The organism is Luteimonas sp. A482 (assembly GCF_054072655.1).
This window is the reverse complement of record NZ_JBSVRO010000002.1, coordinates 453,172-479,443: the sequence shown is the minus strand read 5'-3', so window position 1 is coordinate 479,443 and position 26,272 is coordinate 453,172. Positions and strand designations below refer to the sequence as shown.

At 69.9% G+C, this 26,272-nt stretch carries 23 protein-coding genes; 18 read left to right on the top strand and 5 right to left on the bottom strand.

Translation table 11 applies throughout. The features are described from left to right. Positions 1 to 21 precede the first annotated feature (21 nt). From pyrH to ACW5DW_RS10705, 12 genes are all read left to right on the top strand, one after another. Positions 22 to 744 (top strand): UMP kinase, encoded by a 723-nt coding sequence (gene pyrH, locus ACW5DW_RS10760; RefSeq protein WP_457018835.1) that lies wholly within the window; start codon positions 22 to 24, stop codon positions 742 to 744. A gap of 169 nt (positions 745 to 913) precedes the next feature. After that, the gene (gene frr, locus ACW5DW_RS10755; protein ID WP_457018834.1) at positions 914 to 1,471 is read left to right on the top strand and encodes a ribosome recycling factor; all 558 of its coding nucleotides are present in this window, start codon (positions 914 to 916) and stop codon (positions 1,469 to 1,471) included. 151 nt (positions 1,472 to 1,622) lie between these two features. After that, complete coding sequence (gene uppS, locus ACW5DW_RS10750) at positions 1,623 to 2,369, top strand: polyprenyl diphosphate synthase (RefSeq protein WP_457018869.1); 747 nt, start codon at positions 1,623 to 1,625, stop codon at positions 2,367 to 2,369. Then, positions 2,366 to 3,229: a phosphatidate cytidylyltransferase gene (locus tag ACW5DW_RS10745; RefSeq protein ID WP_457018833.1), complete on the top strand. Its 864-nt coding sequence runs from the start codon at positions 2,366 to 2,368 to the stop codon at positions 3,227 to 3,229. Before uppS ends, ACW5DW_RS10745 begins: the two co-directional genes overlap by 4 nt. After that, complete coding sequence (gene dxr / locus ACW5DW_RS10740) at positions 3,214 to 4,401, top strand: 1-deoxy-D-xylulose-5-phosphate reductoisomerase (protein WP_457018868.1); 1,188 nt, start codon at positions 3,214 to 3,216, stop codon at positions 4,399 to 4,401. Before ACW5DW_RS10745 ends, dxr begins: the two co-directional genes overlap by 16 nt. A 6-nt stretch (positions 4,402 to 4,407) precedes the next feature. Then, positions 4,408 to 5,766 carry an RIP metalloprotease RseP gene (gene rseP, locus ACW5DW_RS10735; RefSeq protein WP_457018832.1) on the top strand — a complete coding sequence of 453 codons (1,359 nt, stop codon included), beginning with the start codon at positions 4,408 to 4,410 and terminating at the stop codon, positions 5,764 to 5,766. Positions 5,767 to 5,828: 62 nt separating this feature from the next. Next, positions 5,829 to 8,366: an outer membrane protein assembly factor BamA gene (gene bamA / locus ACW5DW_RS10730; protein ID WP_457018831.1), complete on the top strand. Its 2,538-nt coding sequence runs from the start codon at positions 5,829 to 5,831 to the stop codon at positions 8,364 to 8,366. A 15-nt stretch (positions 8,367 to 8,381) separates the two neighbouring features. Next, complete coding sequence (lpxD, locus tag ACW5DW_RS10725; protein WP_457018830.1) at positions 8,382 to 9,422, top strand: UDP-3-O-(3-hydroxymyristoyl)glucosamine N-acyltransferase; 1,041 nt, start codon at positions 8,382 to 8,384, stop codon at positions 9,420 to 9,422. After that, positions 9,419 to 9,874, top strand: a complete 456-nt coding sequence (gene fabZ, locus ACW5DW_RS10720) for a 3-hydroxyacyl-ACP dehydratase FabZ (protein ID WP_457018829.1) — start codon at positions 9,419 to 9,421, stop codon at positions 9,872 to 9,874. Before lpxD ends, fabZ begins: the two co-directional genes overlap by 4 nt. A gap of 1 nt (position 9,875) precedes the next feature. Further along, complete coding sequence (gene lpxA / locus ACW5DW_RS10715) at positions 9,876 to 10,664, top strand: acyl-ACP--UDP-N-acetylglucosamine O-acyltransferase (protein ID WP_457018828.1); 789 nt, start codon at positions 9,876 to 9,878, stop codon at positions 10,662 to 10,664. 8 nt (positions 10,665 to 10,672) lie between these two features. Next, a complete protein-coding gene (gene lpxB, locus ACW5DW_RS10710; RefSeq protein ID WP_457018827.1) occupies positions 10,673 to 11,929 on the top strand; it encodes a lipid-A-disaccharide synthase in 1,257 nt (418 codons plus the stop codon). After that, the gene (locus ACW5DW_RS10705; RefSeq protein WP_457018826.1) at positions 11,926 to 12,498 is read left to right on the top strand and encodes a ribonuclease HII; all 573 of its coding nucleotides are present in this window, start codon (positions 11,926 to 11,928) and stop codon (positions 12,496 to 12,498) included. The genes lpxB and ACW5DW_RS10705 overlap by 4 nt, the downstream gene beginning before the upstream one ends. Positions 12,499 to 12,592: 94 nt before the next feature. Here ACW5DW_RS10705 and ACW5DW_RS10700 read toward each other — a convergent pair whose 3' ends face one another. Genes ACW5DW_RS10700 through ACW5DW_RS10690 form a run of 3 tightly spaced genes read right to left on the bottom strand, consistent with a single transcriptional unit; the run spans position 12,593 to position 16,916 of the window. Beyond that, positions 12,593 to 13,168, bottom strand: a complete 576-nt coding sequence (locus tag ACW5DW_RS10700; RefSeq protein ID WP_457018825.1) for a gluconokinase — start codon at positions 13,166 to 13,168, stop codon at positions 12,593 to 12,595. Then, positions 13,165 to 15,537, bottom strand: coding sequence for a GH36-type glycosyl hydrolase domain-containing protein (locus tag ACW5DW_RS10695; RefSeq protein WP_457018824.1), 2,373 nt, complete (start codon positions 15,535 to 15,537; stop codon positions 13,165 to 13,167). Before ACW5DW_RS10695 ends, ACW5DW_RS10700 begins: the two co-directional genes overlap by 4 nt. Then, positions 15,534 to 16,916: an MFS transporter gene (locus tag ACW5DW_RS10690; protein ID WP_457018823.1), complete on the bottom strand. Its 1,383-nt coding sequence runs from the start codon at positions 16,914 to 16,916 to the stop codon at positions 15,534 to 15,536. Before ACW5DW_RS10690 ends, ACW5DW_RS10695 begins: the two co-directional genes overlap by 4 nt. Positions 16,917 to 17,113: 197 nt before the next feature. Between ACW5DW_RS10690 and dnaE the strand changes: the two genes are divergently transcribed. The 6 genes from dnaE (at position 17,114) to ACW5DW_RS10660 (ending at position 25,157) form a co-directional block, all read left to right on the top strand. Continuing rightward, a complete protein-coding gene (gene dnaE, locus ACW5DW_RS10685; protein WP_457018822.1) occupies positions 17,114 to 20,659 on the top strand; it encodes a DNA polymerase III subunit alpha in 3,546 nt (1,181 codons plus the stop codon). Positions 20,660 to 20,765: 106 nt separating this feature from the next. Then, positions 20,766 to 21,725, top strand: a complete 960-nt coding sequence (locus tag ACW5DW_RS10680) for an acetyl-CoA carboxylase carboxyltransferase subunit alpha (protein ID WP_457018821.1) — start codon at positions 20,766 to 20,768, stop codon at positions 21,723 to 21,725. Between the two features lie 49 nt (positions 21,726 to 21,774). After that, positions 21,775 to 22,596, top strand: coding sequence for a class I SAM-dependent methyltransferase (locus ACW5DW_RS10675; RefSeq protein WP_457018820.1), 822 nt, complete (start codon positions 21,775 to 21,777; stop codon positions 22,594 to 22,596). 35 nt (positions 22,597 to 22,631) lie between these two features. Then, positions 22,632 to 23,951: a tRNA lysidine(34) synthetase TilS gene (tilS, locus tag ACW5DW_RS10670; RefSeq protein WP_457018819.1), complete on the top strand. Its 1,320-nt coding sequence runs from the start codon at positions 22,632 to 22,634 to the stop codon at positions 23,949 to 23,951. A 44-nt stretch (positions 23,952 to 23,995) separates the two neighbouring features. Next, positions 23,996 to 24,265, top strand: a complete 270-nt coding sequence (locus ACW5DW_RS10665) for an exodeoxyribonuclease VII small subunit (RefSeq protein ID WP_457018818.1) — start codon at positions 23,996 to 23,998, stop codon at positions 24,263 to 24,265. Next, a complete protein-coding gene (locus ACW5DW_RS10660; protein ID WP_457018817.1) occupies positions 24,252 to 25,157 on the top strand; it encodes a polyprenyl synthetase family protein in 906 nt (301 codons plus the stop codon). The genes ACW5DW_RS10665 and ACW5DW_RS10660 overlap by 14 nt, the downstream gene beginning before the upstream one ends. A 61-nt stretch (positions 25,158 to 25,218) precedes the next feature. Here the strand turns inward: ACW5DW_RS10660 and ACW5DW_RS10655 are convergent, their stop codons facing one another. Both ACW5DW_RS10655 and ACW5DW_RS10650 read right to left on the bottom strand, forming a co-directional pair. After that, entirely contained in the window at positions 25,219 to 25,647 is a 429-nt protein-coding gene (locus tag ACW5DW_RS10655; protein ID WP_457018816.1) for a DUF4870 domain-containing protein, read from the bottom strand. Positions 25,648 to 25,841: 194 nt separating this feature from the next. Then, positions 25,842 to 26,198, bottom strand: coding sequence for a DUF4870 domain-containing protein (locus ACW5DW_RS10650; protein WP_457018815.1), 357 nt, complete (start codon positions 26,196 to 26,198; stop codon positions 25,842 to 25,844). Between the last annotated feature and the right edge of the window lie 74 nt (positions 26,199 to 26,272).

Below are 26,272 nucleotides of genomic sequence, written 5' to 3'. Positions count from 1 at the left end.
CCCGCCGCTGCCGAGACCCCCATGTCGCAACTCGCCTATCGCCGCATCCTGTTGAAACTCTCCGGCGAGGCGTTGATGGGCGAGGAGGACTACGGCATCGATCCCAAGGTGATCGGCCGCCTGGCCAGCGAGGTCATCGAGGCGCAGCAGGCCGGCGCCGAGATCGGCGTGGTGGTTGGCGGCGGCAACATCTTCCGCGGCGCAGGCCTGGCGGCTGGCGGCATGGACCGGGTCACCGGCGACCAGATGGGCATGCTGGCCACCGTGATCAACGCGCTGGCCATGCAGGACGCACTGGAAAAGCTTGGCGCGCGCGCCCGGGTGATGAGCGCGATCAAGATCAACGACGTCTGCGAGGACTACATCCGCCGGCGCGCGATCCGCCACCTGGAAAAGGGCCGGATCGCGATCTTCGCCGCCGGCACCGGCAATCCCTTCTTCACCACCGACTCGGGCGCGGCCCTGCGCGCGATCGAGATCGGCGCGGACCTGCTGCTCAAGGCGACCAAGGTCGACGGCGTCTATGACAAGGACCCGAAGAAGCATCCCGACGCGGTGCGCTACGACAGCCTGACCTACGACGAGGTGATCTCGCGCGACCTGCAGGTGATGGACACCGCCGCCTTCGCCCTGTGCCGCGACAGCGACCTGCCGCTGCGGATCTTCGACATGTCCCAGCCCGGCGTGCTGCTGCGGATCCTGAAGGGCGAACCGATCGGCACCCTGGTGCACGGGCGCCGCTAGCCTTCGTTCAACCGGGCCGGCGCCAGCGGGCGACTCCACCGGGCCCCCGCGACCTGCTGAACCACCCCGATTCCCGGCACACGACACGGCCCCGGCCGCCGCCGGCGCGCCGGCCCGCCTATAATCCCGCAATCCCGCTGCCAAAGCCCACAGCTCACCGGAGCCGGCAATGCTCAATGAAATCAAGAAAGACGCCCAGACCCGCATGGCCAAATGCGTCGACGCGCTGCGCCAGACACTGGTGAAGGTGCGCACCGGTCGCGCATCGACCGGCCTGGTCGACAGCATCCGCGTCAGCGCCTACGGCGGCGACGTGCCGCTGTCGCAGGTCGCCGCGGTGTCGGTGTCCGACTCCCGCTCGCTGATGATCCAGCCCTGGGACAAGGGCATGGTGGGCGTGATCGAGAAGGCGATCCTGTCCTCCGACCTCGGCCTGACCCCGAATACGGCCGGCACCACGATCCGGCTCAACCTGCCCTCGCTCACCGAGGAGCGCCGGCGCGAGCTGACCAAGGTGGTCCACGGCGAGGGCGAGGATGCCAAGGTGGCGATCCGCAACGTCCGCCGCGACGCGATCCAGCAGGCCAAGGAGTTGCTGAAGGACAAGTCGCTCTCCGAGGACGACCTGCGTCGCGGCGAGGACGAGATCCAGAAGCTGACCGACAAGGCGATCAAGGACGTCGACGAAGTGGTCAAGGCCAAGGAAACGGAGCTGATGTCGGTTTGACGGGACGTGATCGGTGATCCGCGACCGGTGATCCCGCCCGTGGCCGGTCACACGCCCGAAGCCCGAAGAGGCCACCCCGTTGACTGAGCTCCAGGCTCCACCAGACCACGCGGTTTCGGATCGGCAGCCAGCTGGCGCCGATTCCCGTGCGCTGCCCCGGCACGTCGCGATCATCATGGACGGCAACGGGCGCTGGGCGGCGCGGCGCGGGCGGCCACGCGTCATCGGCCATCGCGCCGGCGCGCGCGCGGTCAACCTGTGCATCGACTTCTGCCTGGAGCAGGGCATCGGCGCCCTGACCCTGTTCGCCTTTTCCAGCGAGAACTGGGGCCGGCCCGAAGATGAAGTCGGCGCGCTGATGAAGCTGTTCATCGCCGCGCTCGACCGGGAGATCGAGGAAATGCATCGTCGCGGCGTGGCCCTGCGCTTCATCGGCGACCAGACGCGTTTCTCCGCGGACATCCGCGCGCGCATGCGCGTGGCCGAGACCCTGACTGCCGGCAATACCCGCCTCGTGCTGAGCATCGCCGCCAGCTACGGCGGCCGACAGGACATCGCCACCGCCGCGCGTTCACTGGCCGAGGATGTCGCCGCCGGACGGCTGCGCCCCGAGCAGATCGACGAAGCCGCGCTTGGCGCGCGCGTCGCCCTGGCCGACCTGCCGCCGCCGGACCTGTTCATCCGCACCGGTGGCGACTGCCGGATCAGCAACTTCCTGCTCTGGCAGCTGGCCTACACCGAACTGTGGTTCACCGAAACGCTGTGGCCCGAGCTCGATGCCGCCACCCTGCACGAGGCGCTCGGCGCCTATGCGGGGCGCGAGCGCCGCTTCGGCCTCACCGGCGAGCAGATCGCCGCCCGCGCCAGGCCCGATCTCCAGGGGAGTCCGACACCGTGACCCGCACCCGCGTGCTCGCCGCGTTGACGATGGCGCCGCTGGCCATTGGCGGCGTGCTCCTGCTGCCCACGCCTTGGCTGGTGGCGGTGACCGCAATCCTGTTCCTGGTCGCGCTGTGGGAATGGTTCCGGCTCTCGGACATCGACGACACCCTGCAGCGCACCGTGCTGCTGCTGGCCAACCTGCTGCTGATGGCCGCCCTGGTCTGGGCGTCACCCAACGACAGCGGCGGCTCGCTGGTGCTGTTCAAGCTGGTGTCGATGCTGGGCGTGGTCTGGTGGCTGCTGGCGATGCTGTGGCTGCGCCATTACGACTTCGCCTCCGACCACGACACCCATGCGCGCGTGTTCAAGCTGGCCGCCGGCACCGCCGCGGTGGTCCCGGCCTGGTGCGCGCTGGCGGTGCTCCACGCCGGCGACCCCGAGCCCACCAGCTGGCCGCTGGTCAGCCAGGGCCATGTGTGGCTGCTGACCGCGCTGATGATCGTCTGGGCCACCGACACCGGCGCCTATTTCGCTGGACGCAGGTTCGGGCGGCGCAAGCTGGCGCCCCGGATCAGCCCGAACAAGACCGTCGAAGGCATGCTGGGCGGCGTGGCCGCGGGCGTCGCCGTGGCGCTGACCATGGCGCCGCTGGCCGGCGCCAGCGTCGGGCAACTGCCGCTGGTCGCGCTCGCCGCCCTGGCCACGGTGCTGTTCTCGGTGGTCGGGGACCTGTTCGAAAGCCTGCTCAAGCGCCATGTCGGCGCCAAGGATTCGGGCACGCTGATCCCGGGCCACGGCGGCGTGCTCGACCGCATCGACAGCGTGCTTGCCGCCCTGCCCGTGTTCGCCGTGGCGAAGATCTGGCTGGGCTTCTGATGCAGCGCGTTGCTGTCCTTGGCGCGACCGGTTCGATCGGCGGGTCGGCGCTCGACGTCATCGCCCGCCACCCCGGCGCGATGCGCGCCAGCGTGCTTGCGGCCGGCGGCAACGTCGAGGCACTGGTGGCGCTGTGCGCCACCCATCGTCCCGACCATGCGGTGATCGGCGACGGTTCGCGCCTGCAGCTGTTGCGCGACGGCCTGCGCGCGGCAGGCCTGCCGACGTCGGCCCACGCAGGCGACGAGGCGCTGTCGGACCTGGTCGCGGGCGATGCCTGCGACACCGTGGTCGCGGCGATCGTCGGCGCGGCCGGGCTCGACTCCACCCTCGCCGCCGCCCGCGCCGGCAAGCGCCTGCTGCTGGCCAACAAGGAATCGCTGGTGCTGGCCGGCGAGCTGCTGATCGAGGCAGCGGCTACGGGCGGCGCGACCATCGTGCCGATCGACAGCGAGCACAACGCCATCTTCCAGTGCCTGCACGGCCGCGCTGCCGGCGCCGAGGTGCGGCGCATCACCCTGACTGCCTCCGGCGGCCCGTTCCGCGGCTGGGACCGCGCCCGCCTGGCCGGCGTGACCCCGGCGCAGGCCGTGGCCCATCCGAAGTGGTCGATGGGGCCGAAGATCTCGGTCGACTCGGCAACGCTGATGAACAAGGGGCTGGAGCTGATCGAGGCCCACCACCTGTTCGGCCTGGCCGACGACAGGCTCGACGTGCTGGTGCATCCGCAGAGCCTGGTCCACTCGCTGGTGGAATTCGTCGATGGTTCCACCCTGGCCCAGCTCGGACTGCCGGACATGCGCACTTCGCTCGCGGTCGGCCTGGGCTGGCCACAGCGCATTCCGTCCGGGGTCGGGCCGCTGGACCTGACGGCGCAGGGCCGGCTCGAGTTCGAGCCGCCGGACATGGACACCTTCCCCTGCCTGCGCCTGGCGCGCGGCGCACTGCGCGCCGGTGGCACCGCACCGGCGGTGCTGAACGCCGCCAACGAAGTAGCGGTTTCAGCCTTTCTTCAGGGGCGCATCGGTTTCCTGTCCATCGCCGCCCTGGTCGAAGACGCCCTCGCGGCAATCACGGTGGAACCGGCACAATCGATGGCGGCGCTGGCCGACGCCGACCTCCGCGCGCGCCACCACGCCAGCCACGCCATCGCCACGGGTGCCATCGCATGATCCGCCATGACTGATTTCCTGGGTGCCGTCTGGTGGTTGCTGGTCAGCCTCGGGATCCTGGTGACCATCCACGAGTTCGGCCATTTCTGGGTCGCGCGCCGCTGTGGCGTGCGCGTGCTGCGCTTTTCGATCGGCTTTGGCGGCGCGCTGTGGCAGCGCACGGCGAAGGACGGCACCGAGTACCGGATTGCCGCCATCCCGCTGGGCGGCTACGTCAAGATGCTCGACGAGCGCGAGTCCGACGTGCCCGAGGCCGAGGCCGCGCGCGCCTTCAACCGCCAGTCGGTGTGGAAGCGGATCGCGATCGTCGCCGCCGGGCCGGCCGCCAACCTGGTGCTGTGCTTCGGCCTGCTGTGGGCGATGTTCGTGATCGGCCGCCCGGATTACGCGCCGCTGCTGGGGCCCTCCACCGGCATCGCCGCAGAGTCCGGCCTGCAAGACAACGACCGGGTGCTCGCGCTCGGCGAGCGCCAGACGCCGACCTGGATGGAACTGCAGATGGCGCTGCTGCCGGCCGCGCTGGACCGCGTCGACGTGCCGCTGCGCGTGGCCGACCGCGGCGGGCGCGAGCGCCAGGTGACGCTGCGCCTGTCGGGGCTGCCGGAAGACTTCGACCAGCGCCAGGTGCTGCGCAGCATCGGCCTGGTCCCCCGCCACTTCACCATTCCCGCCGATATCGGCCGGGTACGGCCCGACGGGGCGGCCTGGGGCCTGCTGGCCGAGGGCGACCGCATCACCGCCATCGACGGCCACCCGGTGGAGCGCTTCGAGGACATGGGCCCGCTGGTGCAGGCGCTGGGCGAGCGTGGCGTGGAGGCCATGATCGAGGTCACCCGCGACGGCGAGCGCCTGGCCTTCCCGCTGGCGCCGCGCGAGGTCGAAGACCAGGGCGAACGGCGCTGGGTGCTGGGGATCGAGGCGCCGCGCCGCATCGAGCTGCCGCCCAAGGACGCGCTCCAGCAGTACGGCCCGGTGGCCGCGATCCCGGCGGCCGCGCGCGAGGTCGGCCACCTCACCGGCCAGCTGCTGGGCATGCTCCGGCGGGCCGTGACCGGCCGCCTGGCGATCGAAAACACCGTCGCCGGGCCCCTGACCATCGCCCGCGCCACCAATGCCTACGCCAGCCAGGGCGTGGCCTGGTACCTGACGATCCTCGCCCTTTTGTCGCTGAGCATCGCCATTCTCAACCTGCTGCCGATCCCGCTCTTGGACGGGGGACACCTGTTGTATTACCTTATCGAGTTGGTCAAGGGCAGTCCGTTAAGCGAACGTGCGATGGCGGCCGGGCAGTATGTCGGCCTGGTGCTGTTGGCTGGCCTGATGGGCCTGGCGTTCTACAACGACATTCTCCAGCTGGTGCGCTGATGCCCCGCCTTACGACCACCATTGCGTCAGCAATGGAGCACTTCCCCAATCCGGATCGATCGATGACGCGTACTCCTGCCCGCCGCCTGCTTGCACTCGCCCTTGCGACCGCGATCGCACCCGTCTGGGCCCAGCAAGCGGTCGATCCGCAGGCTGCGTTCGCGGTACCCGCTCCGGCGATGGCACAGCCTGCTGGCGCGTTCACCGTCAGCGACATCCGCATCGACGGCCTGCAGCGCATCGGCGCCGGCACCGTGTTCACCTACCTGCCGGTGGAGCGCGGCGACACGGTCAACCAGACCCGCATCGGCGAGGCCGTGCGGGCCCTGTACCGCACCGGTTTCTTCGAGGACATCCAGATCGGCCGCCAGGGCGACATCCTGGTGGTCACGGTGACCGAGCGCCCGGCAATCAACAAGCTGACGCTCCAGGGCAACAAGGACATCAAGACCGAGGACCTGACCAAGGGCCTCAACGACATCGGCCTGTCCGAGGGCGAAACCTTCGATCGCATGGCCCTGGACCGCGTGACCCAGGAACTGACCCGCCAGTACAACAACCGCGGCAAGTACAACGTCGAGATCGACCCGACCGTTTCGCGGCTGGACCGCAACCGCGTCGACGTCACCATCGACGTCAAGGAAGGCAAGGCCGCCAAGATCCGCCACATCAACCTGATCGGCAACGAGCTGTTCGAGCAGGATGAGCTGACCGACACCTGGGAATCGGGCGAGAGCAACTGGCTGAGCTGGTACCGCCGCGACGACCAGTACTCGAAGGAGAAGCTCTCGGGCGACCTGGAGAAGCTGCACAACTTCTACCTGGACCGCGGCTACGTCGACTTCAGCATCGACAACACCCAGGTGTCGATCAGCCCCGACAAGCGCGACATGTTCATCACCGCCGGGATGTCCGAGGGCGTGATCTACACCATCTCCTCGGTCGAGGTCACCGGCGACACGGTCCTGCCCAAGGAGGACATCGAGCGCCTGGTGCTGGTCCGCGAGGGCATGGTGTTCTCGCGCGCGCTGCTGGAACTTACCTCCGACGCGATCACCGCCACGCTCGGCAACATCGGCTACGCGTTCGCCCAGGTCAACACGATTCCCGAGATCGACCGCGACAAGCGCACGGTCGGCATCCAGCTGCAGGTGGTGCCCGGGCCGCGCGTGAACGTGCGTCGCATCGTGTTCCGCGGCAATTCCCGCACCTCCGACGAGGTGATGCGCCGCGAGATGCGCCAGTTCGAGGGTGCATGGTATTCGCAGGCCGCGATCGATCGCTCCAAGGTGCGACTGCAGCGCCTGGGCTACTTCGAATCGGGCAGCGTCAACGTCGAGAGCCAGCCGGTGCCGGGCAGCAACGACGAGGTCGACGTGGTCTTCAGCGTCACCGAGACCACCTCCGGCAGCTTCGTGTTCGGCGTGGGCTACTCGCAGCTGGCCGGGCTGACCACGTCGGTGCAGCTGGCGCAGAACAACTTCCTGGGCAGCGGCAACCGCGTGTCGGTGGAGGCGCAGCGCAACGTCTACCTGCAGCGGTATTCGTTCTCGTTCCTCAACCCCTACTTCACCGACGAGGGGCTGTCGCTGGGCTACAACCTGTGGTGGCGCGAGTTCGACAACTCCGAGTTCAACACCGCGCAGTTCTCCTCGACCAACGCGGCCATGCAGATGATGCTGGGGCTGCCGATCACCGAATCGGACACGATCTCGGCGCTGGTCGGCATCGACCGCAACCAGATCTTCGCCTTCCGCGGTTCCTCTCCGGAATCGATCGTCGACTACATCGACGCGGTCGGCTCGCGCACCTTCCATTCCTGGCGCAGCGAGTTGGCCTGGGCGCGCGATTCGCGCAACGACTTCCTGCAGCCGACCCGCGGCACCCTGCAGCGCGTCTCGCTGGAAACGACCCTGCCCGGCTCGACCGTCGAGTACTTCAAGCTCAACTACGAGTTCTCGCGGTATTGGCCGATCAGCCGGGCGCTGGTGCTCAACACCCGCTTCGAACTGGGTTACGGCGAAAGCTACGGCGACGACACCCTCCGCGTGTTCTGCCGCGCCTCGGGCGAGCAGCCGCTGCCGCCGCCCGGCGGCACCGCCTCCGACGCGGTCCCCGCTCCTGGCGGGGAGTGCCGCGACGGCTCGGTCTACAACAGGACCCTGGTCGCCACCGGCCTGCCGTTCTTCGAGAACTTCTACGCCGGCGGCGCGCGCTCGGTGCGCGGCTTCCGCGACAACACCCTGGGTCCGCGCGAGTCCGCGTTCAACAGCACTTACCTGCAGCCGATGGGTGGCTCGCTGAAGACGGTCGGCTCGCTGGAAATGTTCTTCCCGCAGCTGATCAAGTCGCCGGCCGCGCGCGTGTCCGCCTTCGTCGACTTCGGCAACGTGTTCCGCAACGTCGACGCCTTCGAGACCAGTGAGCTGCGCGCCTCGGCAGGCATCGCGCTGATGTGGCGCGCACCGGTGGGTCCGATCTCCATCAGCTATTCGTATCCGCTCCGCAGCCAGGACGCGGTGCGCGACAGCACCGGCCGGGTGCTGGTCGAAGGCGACGAGCTGGAGCGGCTGCAGTTCACCTTCGGCGGCGCGTTCTAGCCGCAAGCTGGAGCCATGCCCCGACCCGGCATCAGGATCACCGCAGGAGAGCTCGCCGAACGCTTCGGCCTCGGCCTGCGGGGTGACCCGGCGCGCCCCGTGCAGGGCGTCGGCACGCTTGCCGGCGCCGGGCCGACGCAGCTGTCGTTCCTCGCCAATCCGAAGTACCGCAGCCAGCTTGCCCAATCCGGTGCAGGCTTGGTCGTGGTACGCGCGGCCGATGCCGAGGGCCTGGCGCGCGACCTGCTGATCGCACCCGACCCCTACGTGGCGTTCGCGAAGATCGCGGCGCTGTTCGAGCCGGTCGAACCCGTCGAGACGGGCGTCCACCCTTCCGCCTTCGTCCATCCGGAGGCCCGGGTGCATGCGCAGGCGTCGGTGGGGCCGCATGCCAGCATCGGCGCGCGCAGCCAGGTGGCCGCCAGCGCCCGTATCGGCCCGGGCTGCGTGATCGGCGAGGACTGCGAGGTCGGCGCCGGCTGCACCCTGGTCGCACGCGTCACCCTGGTCAGGCGCGTGCGACTGGGCGCGCGCGTTCTGGTGCACCCGGGTGCGGTGCTTGGCGCCGACGGCTTCGGCCTGGCGCTCGATCGCGGAGGCGACGAGCCGCACTGGATCAAGGTGCCGCAGCTGGGCGGCGTGCGCGTGGGTGACGACTGCGAGATCGGCGCCAACACCACCATCGACCGCGGCGCGATCGAGGACACCGTGCTCGAGCATGACGTACGCCTGGACAACCAGATCCAGGTCGCCCACAACGTGCGGATCGGCGCGCATACGGCGATGGCCGGCTGCGTGGCCGTGGCCGGCAGCACCACGATCGGGCGATACTGCATGATCGGCGGCGCCGCGGGCATCGCCGGACATCTTGAAATCTGCGACCGGGTGATGGTCACGGCGATGAGCCTGGTGACCCACTCCATCCGCGAGCCGGGGGAGTATTCTTCCGGCACCCCACTGATGGACAGCCGCAGCTGGCGCCGCAATGCGGTCCGGTTCAAGCAGCTCGATGCACTGGTCCGGCGCATGCGCCTGCCGACAAAGGGAAACGAATGAACCAGCCGGTCAAGCTACCGATCGACATCAAGGGCATCCACGAGCTGCTGCCGCACCGCTTCCCGTTCCTGCTGATCGACCGCGCGGTCGAGTTCGAGCACGGCAAGCGCGTGCTCGCCTACAAGAACGTCACCGGCAACGAGCACTTCTTCCAGGGCCATTTCCCGGACCGCCCGGTGATGCCCGGGGTGCTGGTGATCGAGGCGCTGGCCCAGGCCGGCGGCGTGCTGTCGCAGCTGACCCACGGCGGCAGCCTGAGCGGGCGCCTGTCGGTCCTGGTCAAGGTCGACAACGCGAAGTTCTCGCGCATGGTGGTGCCGGGCGACCGCCTCGACCTGGAGGTGGAGATCCGCCGCGAGATCCGCAACATGACGCTGTATTGCGGCGTTGCCCGCGTGGACGGCGAGCAGGTGGCCTGCGCCGACATCCTCTGCGCCGAGGTACGCGCCTGAAATGGGCGCAGCGGACATCCATCCCACCGCGGCCGTCGACCCGTCCGCACGGATCGGCGAGGGGGTGTCGATCGGTGCCTTCACCTTCGTCGGCCCCGAGGTCGAGATCGGCGACGGCACGCACGTAGGCCCGCACTGCAGCCTGCACGGCCCCACGCGCATCGGTCGCGACAATCGCATCCTCGGCCACGCCGCAATCGGTGGCGAGCCACAGGACAAGAAGTTCGACGGTGAGCGCGTCGCGCTGGAAATCGGCGACCGCAACCTGGTCCGCGAGTTCGTCACCCTCAACCGCGGCACCGGCGACGGCGGCGGGCTGACCCGCATCGGCAGCGACAACTGGTTCCTCGCCTACACCCACGTCGCGCATGACTGCATGGTCGGCGACCACTGCGTGTTCTCCAACAACGCCACGCTGGCCGGCCACGTCACCGTGGCCGACCACGTCATCCTCAGCGGCTTCGCCGGCGTGCACCAGTTCTGCCGGATCGGCGCGCACGCCTTCATCGGCATGGGCGCATTCGTCAACGGCGACGTGCCGCCGTTCCTGATGGTGGCCCAGGACAAGTACGCGCGCCCGCGCGGCATCAACGCCGAGGGCCTGAAGCGGCGCGGCTTCGACACCGCGCGCATCGCCGCCATCCGCCGCGCCTACCGCGCCCTGTACATGGGTGACGCGAAGCTGGACGAGGCACGGGGCGAACTCGAGGAGATCGCGGCGGCCGGCAGCAGCGACGTGCGCGCGATGCTGGACTTCATCGAAAGCGGCGAACGGCCGCTGCTGCGGTAAAGCCGGGAATGGAGAGTCGCGACCCGGCAGTCGGTGACACCCATGGCGACGACCTCGCTGGCGCAGGTGCTGCTGTGGACGTCCCCCATCCCGCGCTTGCCCTGCACGAACGCAGGCTGCGCATCGGCCTGGTCGCGGGCGAGGCATCGGGCGACCTGCTTGGTGCCGGGCTGGTGGAACAGCTGCGCCTGCGCTTTCCAGCAGCGGAGTTCGCGGGCATCGGCGGCGCCGCCATGCGCAAGGCCGGTGTCGACACCTGGCACGACGCCTCCGAGCTTGCGGTGATGGGACTGAGCGAAGTGCTGCGCCACCTGCCGCGGCTGCTGCGGCTGCGGCGCGGACTGCGCAGGCGCCTGCTCGACTGGCGCGCGGATGTGTTCATCGGCATCGATGCGCCCGACTTCAACCTCGGCCTGGAGCGCGCACTCAAGCGCCGCGGCATGCGCACCGTGCATTACGTGAGCCCGTCGGTATGGGCCTGGCGCCAGGGCCGCGCGGCGAAGATCGGGCGCAGCGCCGACCGGGTGCTGTGCCTGTTTCCGATGGAGCCGGCGATCTACGCCAGGCACGGCGTGGACGCCACCTTCGTCGGCCACCCGATGGCCGACGCCATGCCGCTCAATCCCGACCGCAGGCGCGCGCGCGCCGAACTCGGCCTCGACGACGACGCGCCGGTGCTTGCGGTGCTGCCCGGCTCACGCCTGGGTGAAATCGAACGTCTCGGCGCGATCTTCCTCGAGGCCGCCCACCGTGTGGCCACGCAGGTACCCGGGCTGCGGGTGCTGGTACCCGCGGCTACGCCGGCCTGCGCCGAGGCGATCCGCGCGCTGCTGGCCGCCTCGCCGCTGCCGGCCGGCTGCGCGCTGCTGCTGGACGGCCAGGCACACGAAGCGATGGTCGCATCCAACGTGGTGCTGCTGGCGTCGGGTACGGCCACGCTGGAGGCAATGCTGGCCAAGCGGCCGATGGTGGTGGGCTACCGCATCGCGCCGAGCACCTACCGCATCGTGCGCGCGCTGGGCCTGCTCAAGGTCGACCGCTACGCGCTGCCGAACGTGCTGGCCGGCGACACCATCGCACCCGAGCTGATGCAGGACGACTGCAAGCCGGAAAACCTGGCGCGCGCGGTGCTGGCCTGGTTCGACGACCCGGCGGCGGCAGGGGCGCTCGAGCCGGTCTACCGCGACCTGCACATCGCACTGCGCCGCGATGCCTCGGCCTCGGCCGCGGACGCGGTGACCGCGCTGTTGGAGGCACCGCGATGAGCCGCCGCGTTGCCGGCGTCGACGAGGCCGGCTGCGGTCCGCTGGCCGGGCCGGTGGTCGTGGCGGCCGTGATCCTGCATCCGCGGCGCCCGGTCGAAGGCCTGGATGATTCGAAGAGGCTGAGCGCCGCCAGGCGCGAAGCCCTGTATCCCCTGATCGTCGAACGCGCCCTGGCCTGGCGCATCGAGTTCGTGCTCGTCGACGAGATCGACGCGATCAATATCCTGCAGGCGCGGCTGACCGGCATGCGCCGCGCCCTTTGTGCACTTGTTCCTGCTGCGACGCACGCGCGCATCGACGGCAACCGGCTGCCGGTCGACCTGCCCTGCCACGCCGAAGCGGTGGTGGGCGGCGACGGCCTGGAGCCCGCGATCATGGCCGCCTCGATCCTGGCCAAGGTCGCGCGTGACCGCGCGATGGTGGCGCTGCATGCGGAGTTTCCGCAGTACGGGTTCGCCCAGCACAAGGGCTATCCATCCGCCATGCACCTGGCCGCCCTGCGCGAGCACGGGCCTTGCCCGCAGCATCGGCGCAGCTTCAGCCCGGTGTCGCAGCTGTCCCTGCTCTGACGAGCGCGGGTCGTTCCGGCGTTTCCCTGCGGTGTGCGGGACTGAAGTGCGTCCCGGGAACGCGTCACTTACCGCCCGGGCTACGTCCGATGCTTCAAGGGGAGTCGCCCGTCTGGCGCGCCTGCAGGCGCTCCTGCATGGGCCTGCGCGCCGGATCGGGCCCGGACACCGCGGCCAGCGCCTGCGCCAGCACGCTGCCGGGCGCGGCGTCGATCGCGATGGCGTGTACATCGGGCTCATCGGACGGCACCTCGAGCGTGGCGAACTGGCTGTCGAGCAGGGACACCGGCATGTAGTGGCCGCTGCGCGCATGCATGCGGGCGGCGATCAGGTCCCGATCGCCCTGCAGGAACAGGAAGCACAGCGGCAGGCCGGCCTCGCGCAGCATGTCGCGGTGGCGGCGGCGCAGGCCGGAGAATGCCAGCGATACGCGCTCGCCTGCGCCGACGCGTCGCTGCAGTTCGGCGGCGATGCGCTCGACCCAGGGCTGGCGCATGGCGTCGGTGAGCGGCCGGCCGCTCGCCATGCGTGCGCAGGCCTCGTCGCTGTGGAAGTCGTCCGCATCGAGGGAGACGGCGGGCCAGGCTTCGGCCAGCGCGCGCGCAGTCGTGGTCTTGCCGCTGCCGGACACGCCCATCACCACCGCGACACGAACCTCGCCACCACTCATCCGGGCAGCTCCACGCGTACCTCGTAGCGGCGTCCCTGCTCCACCGGGCCGATACGGTCGCCGACGATCGGCTTGCCATCCACCAGCACGCGCTGTGTCGACAGGCCTGCCACGCGCTCCATCTCCACGTCGAACTCCGCGCCCCGGAAACGCCGCCGCGCGCGCGCGCGCGGCCAGTGCGACGGCAGCTGCGGCACGATGCGCAGGCCGTCGCCGTCGCCGCGCAGCCCAAGCAACGACTCGACCACGCAGCGGTACAGCCATGCCGCGGTGCCGGTATTGAACAGCTGGCTGGATCGCCCGGCCGTGCGCGGATGCAGCAGCCAGGCGCCGCGGTAGTAGTTGGGCACGAACACCGGCAGCTGGCCGCGCTGGCGGCACTCGTCCGCGTCCGGCCCGGTCAGCATCGCGCGCAGCGTCTGCCAGGCGCGGTCCGTTTCGCCGACCGCGTACAGGGCATGCATCCAGAACGCGGCGGCGTGGTTGTAGACAGCGCCGTTCTCGGCGGAGCCCGGGAATTTCTGGGTCAGTCGGCCCACGTCCTCGCGCATGCCGGTATAGGCCGGCCCCAGCATCGCCACGCCATGGGGCGAGACGAGTTCGTCCTCGACCGCAGCGAGCATGCGCGCGCGTCGCGCCTCGTCGGCCGCACCGCTGAGCATTGCCCAGCCCTGCGGGTTGAGGTAGATGCGCCCTTCCTGGTCGCTGCGCACACCGAACGCCACGCCGTCATCGGTGATGCCGCGTGCGTACCAGTCGCCGTCCCACAGCTGCGCGTTGACCGCTGCGTTGAAGGCCGCCGCGCCGACGCGAAAGGTGTCCGCCTGGTCGCTGCGCCCATGGCGCTCGCAGATGCCCGCCCACAGCTCCAGTGCATGCGCGCTGGCCAGCGACAGCCAGCCCGAAACCCCGCGGCCCTTCCAGCCAACCATGTTCATCGGGTCGCACCAGTCGCCCTGCGCGATCCAGCTCAGCCCGCGCGCGTCGCGCTGGTCGAGCAGCCAGTGCATGGCGCGGTCGATGCGCTCTGCCACGCTGGCGGCGTTGCCCGCCACGTCGGTGGCCACCTCGTCGAGCAGCGCGTCGTCGCCGGTCTCGTCCAGATAGGCCTGCAGGCAGACCGGGAGCCACACGCAATGGTCGGTGTGCGGCACCTGGTTGATGTACTTCAGCTCCGCGCCTTCGACCAGCAGGATGCCGTCCGGCATCGCGCCGCTGGCTTCCTGTTGCGACAAGGCCCGCACGAACGCCTCGCGCGCGACTGCCGGGCGCAGGTAGGCCATGCCCATCTGGTCCTGCAGCAGGTTGCGTGTCTGCGGGTCGGTGGTCAGGCGATTGGTGTCGCCGTGGTAGTAGACCTGGCGCGGCAGCCAGTGGTTGGCGAAGGCGTCGAACCACGGGTCCGGCGTCTCGACATGGACGCAGGCCTGCACCTGCGACTGGTGCAGTGCCGACGCATCCGCCGCGTCCTCGAAGCCCTGCCGCGACAGGTAGCGCTCGCGCAGCGTGGCGATCTCCGCATCGTCGCGCGCCGGGGCGAACACGAAGCGGAAGCTCTCTTCTTCGCCGGCATCGAGCGCAACGCGGTACTGCAGCGCCGCCACCGGCGTCTCGTACAGCGCGTCGCCGCAGGCCAGCAGCGCATGGCCGAGGATCGACGCCGGCGCATGCAGCCCACCCTCGCCCTCGAACGCGGCCTGGTTGGCCTCCCAGGCATCGGGTGCGCGCTCGTGCAGCAGCACGGTGCGGTCCTTGAAATCACGCTGGCGGAACCAGTCGTCGACCTTCTGGTAGGGCGTGACGCTGTCGCAGACGATGCCGCCAAGATCGGCGCGATAGCGCCCCGACTGGTTCATCCACGACATGTAGCCGACCGGGAAGTACGGATACAGCGCAACCCGCCGCGCCCGCCCCGATACGTTGCGCACGCGCAGCGTCCACAGCTCGGCCACGTCGTCCGTCGGCAGCACCACGCCCAGCTCGACCTCGATGCCGTCGCAGCGCACCGTCCACACCACATCGGATGGACCGATCGAAAACCGGAAGCTGTCCGGCGCGCGGTTGACCGGCGCGTGCGGCGCTGAAAACAGCGCGCCGCTGTCCTCGTCCTTCACGTAGCAGAAGCGCCCGGGATGGTGCGCGTAATAGGGCTGCTCCGGCTGCATGAAGGTCCTCGCCTCCAGCGTCGGTGCATGCGCGTACTTGGCCGGTTCGGGCTGCATGAACTGCGCCGTCGCATAGCCGCGGCAGTTGAGCTGCAGCAGCATGTGCCGGTTCCACAGGAAGGTGGACGCCTGCGGCATGTCGGTCGGGCTGTGCAGCACGCAGCGGCGGCCGCCGTCCTCGAATCCGCAGGGCAGATCGCTCATGCGATGGCGTCCCGGCGCGCCTGCAGGTCGGACTGCACCTGCTCCAGCGCGCGGTCGTCCAGCGGGTAGAAACGCATCACCCAGGCCGCGAGCAGGGCGACGATGCCCGGGATCACCGTCAGCAGCAGGGCGATGCCCTGGCGCGAGGCGTCGCTCTGCGCCTCGTTCGCCACATAGCCCATCGCCGCCAGCGTCCAGGCGATCACCGCCGTGGCCAGCGCGCCGCCCAGCTTCTGCGAGAACGTCGCGGCCGAGAAGGTCATCGCGGTGGCGCGGCGGCCGGTCTTCCATTCGGTGTAGTCGGCGCAGTCGGCGTACATCGAGAACGCGAGCGGAGATTTCGGACCCAGCAGCAGGCCGATCGCGGTGTTGACCGCGAACAGCAGCCAGATCTGGTCGGCCGGCACGAAGTACATCGCGCAGCTGAGCACGCCCACGCCAACCATCAGCCACATCATCAGGCGGCGCTTGTCGACGTAGCGCGTCATCACCGGGGTCAGCGCGGCGCCCACCGCCAGCGCCACCGAGTACACGCCCAGGAAGGTGCCGGTCAGCTCCGGCCGGCCCACGTAGTACTTGAGGAAGTACACCAGCGAGCCGCTGCGCATCACGATGGTCACCATGATCACCAGCGCCAGCACGAACAGCACCAGCCAGGGCCGGTTGTGCAGCAGGTCGAGGATGTCCTGCTTCACCGCGGTGCTTTGCGTCGGCGGCGGCGCGATGCGCTCGCGCGTGGACAGGAACACGGTGGCGAAGGTGGCGATGGCGATCACGCCGTACAGGCCCAGGGTGAGCTGCCAGCCCAGCGCCTCGTCGCCGCGGCCCAGCCATTCGACCAGGTCAAGCGTCAGCCAGTTGACCAGGGTGGTGCCGGCGAAGGCGGCGATGAAGCGGAAGCTGATCAGGGTGGTGCGCTGCTGGGTGTCGGCGGTCATCACCCCCGACAGCGCCGAGTACGGCATCGACAGCACCGTGTAGGCCAGCATCATCAGGGTGAAGGTGGCATAGGCCCAGAGCAGGCGGCCGTCGGGATCCAGGTCGGGCACCGTCCAGGTCAGCACGCCGGTGGCCGCCAGCGGTAGCGCGCCCCACAGCAGGTAGGGGCGGAAGCGACCCCAGCGGGTGCGGGTGCGGTCGGCCAGCGCACCCATCAGCGGATCGGTGATGGCATCCACGAGCTTGGTCACCAGCATCATCGTGCCGACCGCAGCCGCGGCCAGCCCCATCACGTCGGTGTAGAAGATCAGCAGGAAGGCCGAGATGTTGGCCCAGTACAGGTTGAAGCCGAAGTCGCCGATGCCGTAGCCGATCTTCTCGCGCAGCGGCAGGCGCGCGCGCGCGCCGCCTTCCGTGGTGGTGGCCCCTGGCTTGCCCATGTTCCTCCCTGTCGCCGGTCGGCCGGCGGCTGCGCCGGTGCGGCGTGGTAGCGCTACCAAGAGTGCCGGGATCACGATCCGTTGGCAAACGAAGTTGCCGATGCCACCGCTGCGGCGTCTGCCGAAGCCCGATGTCAAGGCCTTGTCCCGCCCGCCCGCGGCACCTACCCTGCCGCTGCCCGCCTGGCCCGGCCGCGATGTCCTCCCGCTTCGTCCATCTCCACCTCCGCAGCGAGTATTCGCTGGCTGACTCGACGATCCGCATTCCGGATCTGGTCAAGCGCTGCGCCGCGCTCGGCCAACCTTCGGTCGCGATCACCGATCGCAACAACCTGTTTTCGCTGGTGAAGTTCTACCGGGCCGCCGAGGGCGCCGGGATCAAGCCGGTGGCCGGCGCCGACGTGCTGGTCGCCGATGGCACGCAGCCGGCCTGGCTGCTGACCCTGCTGTGCCGCGACCACGCCGGCTACCTGTCGCTGTCGCGCCTGCTCACCCGGGCCTGGATGCAGGGCCACCGCCACGACGGCGTGGTGGTGCGGCCGGAGTGGCTGGCCGACGACGCCACCGGCCTGTTCGCCCTGGCCGGCCGCCACAGCCGCGCCGGCCAGCTGGTGGCCGGGCGGCGTGACGATCTCGCCAGCCAGGCGCTGGCCGACCTGCAGCGCGTCTACGGCGAGGACTGTTTCCTCGAACTCACCCGCTGCGGCCTGGACGGCGAAGCCGAGTTCAACGGTTTCGCCCTGCAGGCCTCCAGCGCGCGCGGGATCCCGGTGCTGGCCAGCAACGACGTGCGTTTCCTCGACGCGGACGGCTTCGAGGCACACGAGGCACGCGTCTGCATCTCCTCGGGCCGCGTGCTCGACGATCCCAAGCGGCCCAAGGACTACGCGCCGGGCCAGTACCTGAAGTCCAGCGAGGAGATGGCGGAACTGTTCGCCGACCTGCCCGACGCGATCGACAACACGGTCGCGCTGGCGCAGCGCTGCAACCTGGAGCTGCGGCTGGGCACGTACTACCTGCCCGCCTTCCCGGTGCCCGACGACGAGACGCTCGACAGCTGGACCCGCCGCGAAGCGCGCGACGGACTGGCGGCCCGGCTGCAGAAGTACCCGCTTGCGCCGGGACACACCCGCGAGAGCTACGACGCGCGCCTGGAAAGCGAGCTGGACGTCATCATCTCGATGGGCTTCCCCGGCTACTTCCTGATCGTGGCCGACTTCATCAACTGGGCCAAGCAGCACGGGATCCCGGTCGGTCCCGGCCGTGGTTCGGGGGCCGGCTCGCTGGTCGCCTGGGCGCTGGGCATCACCGACCTGGACCCGCTGCCCTACGACCTGCTGTTCGAGCGCTTCCTCAATCCCGAACGCGTGTCGATGCCCGACTTCGACATCGACTTCTGCATGGACCGCCGCGACGAGGTGATCGACTACGTCGCCGCGAAATACGGCCGCGACCGCGTCAGCCAGATCATCACCTACGGCACGATGGCGGCGAAGGCGGTGCTGCGCGACGTGGGCCGCGTGCTCGGCCATCCATACGGCTTCGTCGACGGCCTGTCCAAGCTGATCCCGCTGCAGCCGGCCGACCCGCTGTCGCTGGAGGATGCGATCGGGCGCAGCAAGCGCGCGCAGAAGAACGACAGCTACGTGGTCGCCGAATTCAGGCAGCGCTACCAGGATGAGGACGACGTCCGCGACCTGGTCGACCTCGCGCTGCAGCTCGAGGACCTGACCCGCAACGCCGGCAAGCACGCCGGCGGCGTGGTGATCGCGCCGAGTCCGCTGAGCGACTTCTGCCCGCTGTTCGCCGAACACGACGTCGAAGGCCGCGGCCGCAACCCGGTCACCCAGTTCGACAAGGACGACGTCGAAGCGGTGGGCCTGGTGAAGTTCGACTTCCTCGGCCTGCGCACGCTGACCATCATCGATTGGGCGGTGAAGGCGATCAACGCGCGCCGCGAAGCCGCGGGCGAGGCGCCGCTCGAGATCGACGCGCTGCCGCTCGACGATACGGCCAGCTACGAGCTGTTCGCGCGCGGCGACACCGTGGCGGTGTTCCAGTTCGAATCGCGCGGCATGCGCGAGCTGCTCAAGCGCGCCAAACCCGATACGTTCGAGGACATCATCGCGCTGGCCGCCCTGTTCCGCCCGGGCCCGCTGGGCTCGGGGATGGACAGGCAATGGTGCGACCGCAAGCACGGGATCGAGGAAGTCAGCTATCCGCACCCGGCGCTGGAGCATGTGCTCAAGCCGACCTATGGCGTGATCGTGTACCAGGAACAGGTGATGCAGATCGCCCAGGTCCTGGCCGGCTACTCGCTCGGTGGCGCCGACCTGCTGCGCCGCGCGATGGGCAAGAAGAAGCCCGAGGAGATGGCCAAGGAGCGCGCCAAGTTCGAGGCCGGCGCCGCGGCCAACGGCGTCGACGCGCGCACCGCGACCCAGATCTTCGACCTGATGGAGAAGTTCGCCGAGTACGGCTTCAACAAGTCGCACTCGGCCGCCTACGCGCTGGTGGCCTACCAGACCGCGTGGCTGAAGGTGCACTACCCGGCCGAGTTCATGGCCGCGGTGCTGTCCAGCGACATGGACAACACCGACAAGGTGGTCGGCTTCCTCAACGAGGCCAAGGTCATGGGCCTGACCGTGCGGCCGCCCGACGTGAACGCCTCGACCCACATGTTCGAGGCCATCGACGGCGGCGAAGACGCGCAGGGCCGGCGCCGCACCATCCGCTACGGCCTGGGCGCGGTGAAGGGCGTCGGCCGCGGCGCCTGCGAGGCGATCGTGGAAGCGCGCGGTACGGGCTACGCCGACCTGTACGACTTCTGCAAGCGCATCGACTCGACCAAGCTCAACCGGCGCACGCTCGAAGCGCTGATCCAGGGCGGCGCGCTCGACGCGCTGGCGTCCAACCGTGCCTCGCTGATGCTGCAGTTGCCCGAGGTGCTCAAGGCCACCGACCAGATGGCGCGCAACCGCGCCGCCGGCATGTTCGACATGTTCGGTGGCGGCGGCGCGGCCGATATCCAGATCGAGCTGCCGGTGTGCGAGGAATGGCCGCTCAAACAGAAGCTCGACGGCGAGCGCGACACCCTCGGCCACTACCTGAGCGGCCATCCGCTCGATCCCTACCGCGAAGAGCTGCAGTCCCTGGTCGGCCACGACCTCGGCCAGCTCGACCAGCTGTGGGCGGGGCGCTCGGAATCCGAATCGCGCGGCTGGCGCCCGGAAACCACGGTGATCGTCGCCGGCCAGGTGCTGGCGATGCGCAAGCGCGGCGACTCGCAGGCCTTCGTCCAGATCGAGGACGGGCGCGGCCGGCTGGAATGCGCGTTCTTCGCCGAGGAATACTTCAGCAACGCCGCCCTGCTCACCCGCGACCGCATCCTGATCATCGAGGGCGGGCTGCGCGAGGACGAGTTCAGCGGCGGATTCGCCCTGCGCGCGCGCCGCTGCTGGGATTTCGAGCAGGTCTGCGCGCAGAACGCCCAGGGCCTCGCGCTGCAGCTCGACCTGCGCGTGGCGGGCGCCATGGACCGGGTGGAATCGCTGTTCTCGCAGCACCGGCCCGGCCGCACGCCGCTGCGCTACGAGCTGCTCCTGCCATCGGGTTCGGCCGGCAAGCTGGATGTCAACGGCGGCCACGGGGTGCGCGTGGCGGCCGACCTGCCGTCCACCCTGCGCAGCCTGCCCGGCGTGCGCCAGGTGCGGCTGTCGCTGCAGCGGCCCTGGCTCAGCTAGCCCGGGCAGCCCCGCCTGGCGGCCTGCGGCGCCGTCCGGACGCCCGGGTACGGTGGCGGGCGGCCCAGTCGGCTAGACTTTCCGCTTCCCTGCAGCAGTCCCGGGCATGAATCCCAACTACCTCGACTTCGAACAGCCGATCGCGGACCTCGAGGCCAAGATCCACGAACTGCGCCAGGCCAGCAACGGCCCGGCGGTCAACATCGACACCGAGATCCACGCGCTGCGCGACAAGCTGCGCAAGCGCACCGCGCACATCTTCCGCGACCTCAGCCCCTGGCAGGTCTCGCAGCTGGCGCGGCATCCGATGCGTCCGTACACGCTGGACTACATCAAGGTGTTCTGCGACGGGTTCGAGGAGCTGGCCGGTGACCGCGCCTATGCCGACGACCCCGCGATCGTGGGCGGGCTGGGCCGGATCAACGGCCGCCCGGTGGTGATCATTGGGCACCAGAAGGGCCGCGACACCAAGGCCAAGGTACGCCGCAACTTCGGCATGCCGCGCCCCGAGGGCTACCGCAAGGCGCTGCGCCTGATGAAGATGGCCGAGCGCTTCAAGCTGCCGCTGCTGACCTTCATCGACACGCCCGGTGCGTATCCGGGCATCGGCGCCGAGGAGCGCGGCCAATCCGAGGCCATCGCCCGCAACCTGATGGAAATGGCCGAGCTCAGGACACCGATCATCTGCACCGTGATCGGCGAAGGCGGCTCCGGCGGCGCGCTGGCGATCGGCGTGGGCGACCGCACCCTCATGCTCGAGTACAGCACCTATTCGGTGATCTCGCCCGAGGGCTGCGCCTCGATCCTGTGGAAGGACGCGGGCAAGGCGCGCGATGCGGCCGAGCAGCTCGGCCTGACCGCCCGCCGCCTGCACGGCCTGAAGCTGGTCGACAAGGTGGTGCGTGAGCCGATCGGCGGCGCCCACCGCAATCCGCGCCAGACCGCGATCCGGCTCAAGAGCGTGCTGCTCAACGAACTCGACGCGCTGCAGCAGTTGCCGCTCGACGAACTGGTCGAGCAACGCTACCGCCGCCTGCGCGGCTATGGTGCCTACGACAACGCCTGACGGCCGTCCGCCGACGGCGGACGCGGGGCGGACAACAGGGGGGAGGGCCGTGGTCGAATCGGTCGACAGCATCAACATGCGCACCATGACCGACGCGTCGGTGGTCGCGCACTACGCGCGCCCGTGGGGGCTGAGCCCGGCCGAGCAGGCGTGCCTCGCCCGCATCGCCGACGAGGCGCGCGGCAGGCCGATCCTGGACATCGGGGTGGGCGGGGGACGCACGGTCGAGGCGCTGCGCCACATCAGCGACGACTACACCGGCATCGACTACAGCGCGGACATGGTCACCGCCTGCCGTCGTCGCTTCCCGGGCGTGCGCTTCGAGCACGCCGACGCGCGCGCACTGGCGCAGGTGGCCGACGGATCGGTGTTCCTGGCGGTGTTCAGCTGCAACGGCATCGGCATGGTCTCGCACGAGGACCGGCTGCGGATCCTGCGCGAGGTCCACCGCGTGCTGCAGCCGGGCGGCGTGTTCGTGTTCTCCACCCACAACCGCAACTCGCCCGAGTACCGCCGCGGCTTCCGTTTCCCGACGCTGCAGTGGTCGGCGCATCCGCTGCGCCTGCTGGTGCGCTCGGCGCGGCTCGCGCGGGACACCGTGACGCGCCTGCGCAACCGCCGCCGCTTCCGCCCGCTCGAGGTGCACGCCCAGGACTACGCCGTGATCAACGACGTCTGCCACGACTACGGCACGATGCTGTACTACGTGACCCTGGAGCAGCAGCGCCGGCAGCTGGTGGACGCGGGTTTCGCCGCGGATGTCGAGGCCTACGACCTTGACGGCGCACGCATCCATGACGACACCCGCCACGATTCGATCGCGCTGATCGCCCGCAAGCCGTCCGTCGCCGTGGCTGCGCACGGCGCCTGACCGACGGCACGCACCAAACCATCCCCGAACGCGCCATGCCAGGCAACGCCGCCCTCGCCCTGCCGCCGCCGCCGCGCGCACGACCGCTGCTGGTGGGCTACAGCGGTGGGATGGACTCGGGCGCATTGCTGCACCTGCTGGCCGCCGACCCCAGCGTGCGGCAGCGCGGACTGCGTGCCATCCATGTCCATCACGGACTCCATCGCGACGCCGATGCGTGGGCGCGGCACTGCGCGGGCACCTGTGGCGATCTCGAGGTGGCGCTCGACGTGGTCCGAGTCGAGGTGGCCCGCGACGGCGACAGCGGACTGGAGGCCGCGGCGCGTGCCGCGCGCCACGCAGCGTTCGAATCCACGCTGCGCAGCGACGAGGTGCTGGTGCTCGGACATCATCTGGACGACCAGGCCGAGACGTTCCTGCTGCGGGCGCTGCGCGCCTCCGGCGTCGACGGGCTTGCCGCGATGCGGCCCTGGCGCCGGTTCGGACGCGGCTGGATGTGGCGACCATTGCTCGACATCCCGCGCGCGCGCCTGCTCGAACATTCGCGCACGCACGACCTGCACTGGATCGAGGATCCGTCCAACGACAGCGAAGCGCACGACCGCAATTTCCTGCGCAGACAGGTAATGCCGCTGCTGCGCACGCGCTGGCCGCATGCCGGCGACGCGTTCGCGCAGGCCGCCCGGCTGCAGCGCGAGACCTCGGTCCTGCTGGAAGAGCCCGACGCGCAGGCGCTGGCGACCCTGCGCACAGCGGATCCGCGCTGCCTGCATGCGATGCCGCTGGCCGTGCTGCCGGCAGCAAGACAGGCGCGGGTGCTGCGGCGCTGGGTGGACGAACTCGGGCTGCCGCCGCTGCCGGCCCGTGGTGTCGCGCAGGTCGCGCGGCTGCTCGATGACGGACAGGATCCTCGCGGGCAGTTCGCCTGGCATGGCGCAGTGATCCGCCGCTGGCGCGACCTGCTCCGGGCCGGGCCAGTCCCGAGCGCGGCCATTCCCGCCGCACTTGCCTGGGACGGCACGGCGCCCCTGGCCTGGGACAACGGAGAACTCGCGCTCGAGCCCGGGCTGGCGCCGAACGAGACTTTCGACGCCGTCGGGATCGCGGCCCCGCCTTTCCTGGTGCACCTGCGCAGCGGCGGCGAGCGCATCACCCTGCCCGGCCGCAGCCACTCGCACGCCCTCAAGCACGTACTGCAGGACCTGGGCGTGCCGCCGTGGGCGCGGGAACGCCTGCCGCTGCTGTCGGACCGGGACGGCGCGCTGCTCGCGGCGGGCGACATCGCGTTTTCGGCGCCGTTCGACAGCTGGCTGCGCGCCAGCGGGCGCCACCTGCGCTGGACAGCCCCCATCTGACGACCGCAGATGCCGGCCACCGGCGCCTGGCTTACACTTCACCCATGGGCCAGAACGCCAATTCCGCTGCTTCCGACACCTCCCCCGTCGCCGCCTTCGAAACCTCGCTCGACCAGCTCGAGCAACTGGTCGAGAAGATGGAGCACGGCGAGATGAGCCTGGAGGAGTCGCTGACCGCCTACGAGCGTGGCGTGGGCCTGTACCGCAGCTGCCAGCAGGCGCTGGAGCAGGCCGAACTGCGCGTGCGCCTGCTCACCGACCCCGAAGCGCCGGAGCGGGCCGAACCCTTCCCCGGCCTCGATGGCGACGCCTGAGGCTGGCGGGCCGGGGCTCGAGGCTACCCTCGCCCGCTGGCGCAACCGCGTCGATATCGCGCTTGCTGCGGCACTCGACGACCTGGAGGGCGGCACGGAGCCGCGCCTGCTCGCGGCCATGCGGCACGCGGTCCTGCTCGGCGGCAAGCGCATGCGGCCGCTGCTTGCGTACGCGGCCGGCCACGCCTGCGGTGCACGTGAGGACCAGCTCGATGCGGCGGCCGCCGCAGTCGAGCTGGTGCACGCCTATTCGCTGGTGCACGACGACCTCCCGGCGATGGACGACGACGCACTGCGCCGCGGCCAGCCCACCGTGCACGTGGCCTTCGACGAAGCCACCGCCATCCTCGCCGGCGACGCGCTGCAGGCGCTGGCGTTTTCGCTGCTGGCAGGTGCGCCGGCCACGGCCGACGCGCGCGTGGCCATGATTGCGGAGCTGGCCGGCGCGGCAGGCGCGGCGGGCATGTGCGGCGGGCAGGCCTTCGACCTGGCCGCGACCGGCGCATCGATCCAGGTCGATGCGCTGGAGCGCCTGCACTCGATGAAGACCGGCGCACTGCTGCGCGCTGCGGTGCGTCTTGGCGCACTCACAGCGGAGGCAGATGCGAGTGCGCGCCAGGCGCTGGACAGGTTCGCCCAGGCGCTGGGCCTGGCCTTCCAGATCCGCGACGACCTGCTCGACATCGAAGGCGACAGTGCGACCCTGGGCAAGACCGCCGGCAAGGACGTCGCCCAGGACAAGGCCACCTTCCCCGCGCTGATCGGCGCGGAGGCCTCACGCGCGCGCCTGGACGAGCTTGCGCGGCAGATGCAGCAGGCGCTCACCGCAGTGCCGGGCGATACCGCCGCGCTGGCCGCGCTCGCCCGCCGCACGATCGAACGCGACTACTGAGCCTCTGTTTGCACGAGCGCCGTAAAGCGCGACCTCCCCAACGCTCGCCGATGGGCCGGGGTCAGAGCAGCCGCAGCGTCAGCGGATAGCGGTAGTCCTCGCCGTTCCAGGCCCGGACCGCAGCCACCACACTGCACACCAGCCACATCACCGCGATCGCGCCGACGGCCACCAGCAGCACCAAGCCCACCGGCAGGGTCAGGATCAGGCCCAGGCCGAGAGTCAGCACGGTTGCGCCCAGCAGCAGTACGCCGACCAGGCAGACCGCGCATGCATACAGGAACATGGTCAGGTTGAAGTTGAACGCCTCCCGCGCGTGCGCGGCGGCGAACGGCGATTGGTCGCGCTTGAGTAGCCAGATCGCACCGGCGGCCAGCATGCCGGCGAACCCGGCGGTCCAGCTGGTGAGCAGGGCAAGCGTCAGCGCGGCCACGTGCGCGGCCACGGCCCACTGACGATCGGCCAGCGACGCGTCTTCACGATTCAACATGGCATTCATCGTCCGCCTCCGGCCGGAAACCGTCCGGCGCAGAACTGATGATGCGATCCACGGTCGCGAACTCAACCCAACTGATGGGCTACCGGCGCCGGAAAACCCGGGCGCAAGACGTGGAAAACAGGGTCAGGAATTTCCTGCCGATGCTCCAGCACCGGTCCAGGAAACGACCCTGACCCCGGGCCCGATCAGTTGATCAGGCGGATGGCGAACGGATAGCGGTAGTCCTCGCCCTTGTTCGCGGCCAGGCCGGCGATGATGCTGAAGATGATGCAGACGATCCACAGCAGGAAGTTCAGCAGCGCACCGATCAGGATGATCGACAGGACCATGCCGATGATGTAGCCGAACAGCAGCGTGATCTGGAAGTTGAGCGCTTCCTTGGACTGGCTGAGCAGGAAACCGCGATCGGGCTTGTCCTTGTTGATCAGCCAGACCACCAGCGGCACGATGAAGCCGAGGATGATGCCGGACAGATGGGTCAGCATCGCAACGGTGCGGTCGTCCTGGCTGGCGGCACCGTGGACTGGATTGGTATCGCTCATTTCGTATCCCCTGGGCTGGTGGAAGGAAAAACCGGGTGGGGGTGGTTTTTCGGCCATGTGCAAGGCCTACGCGA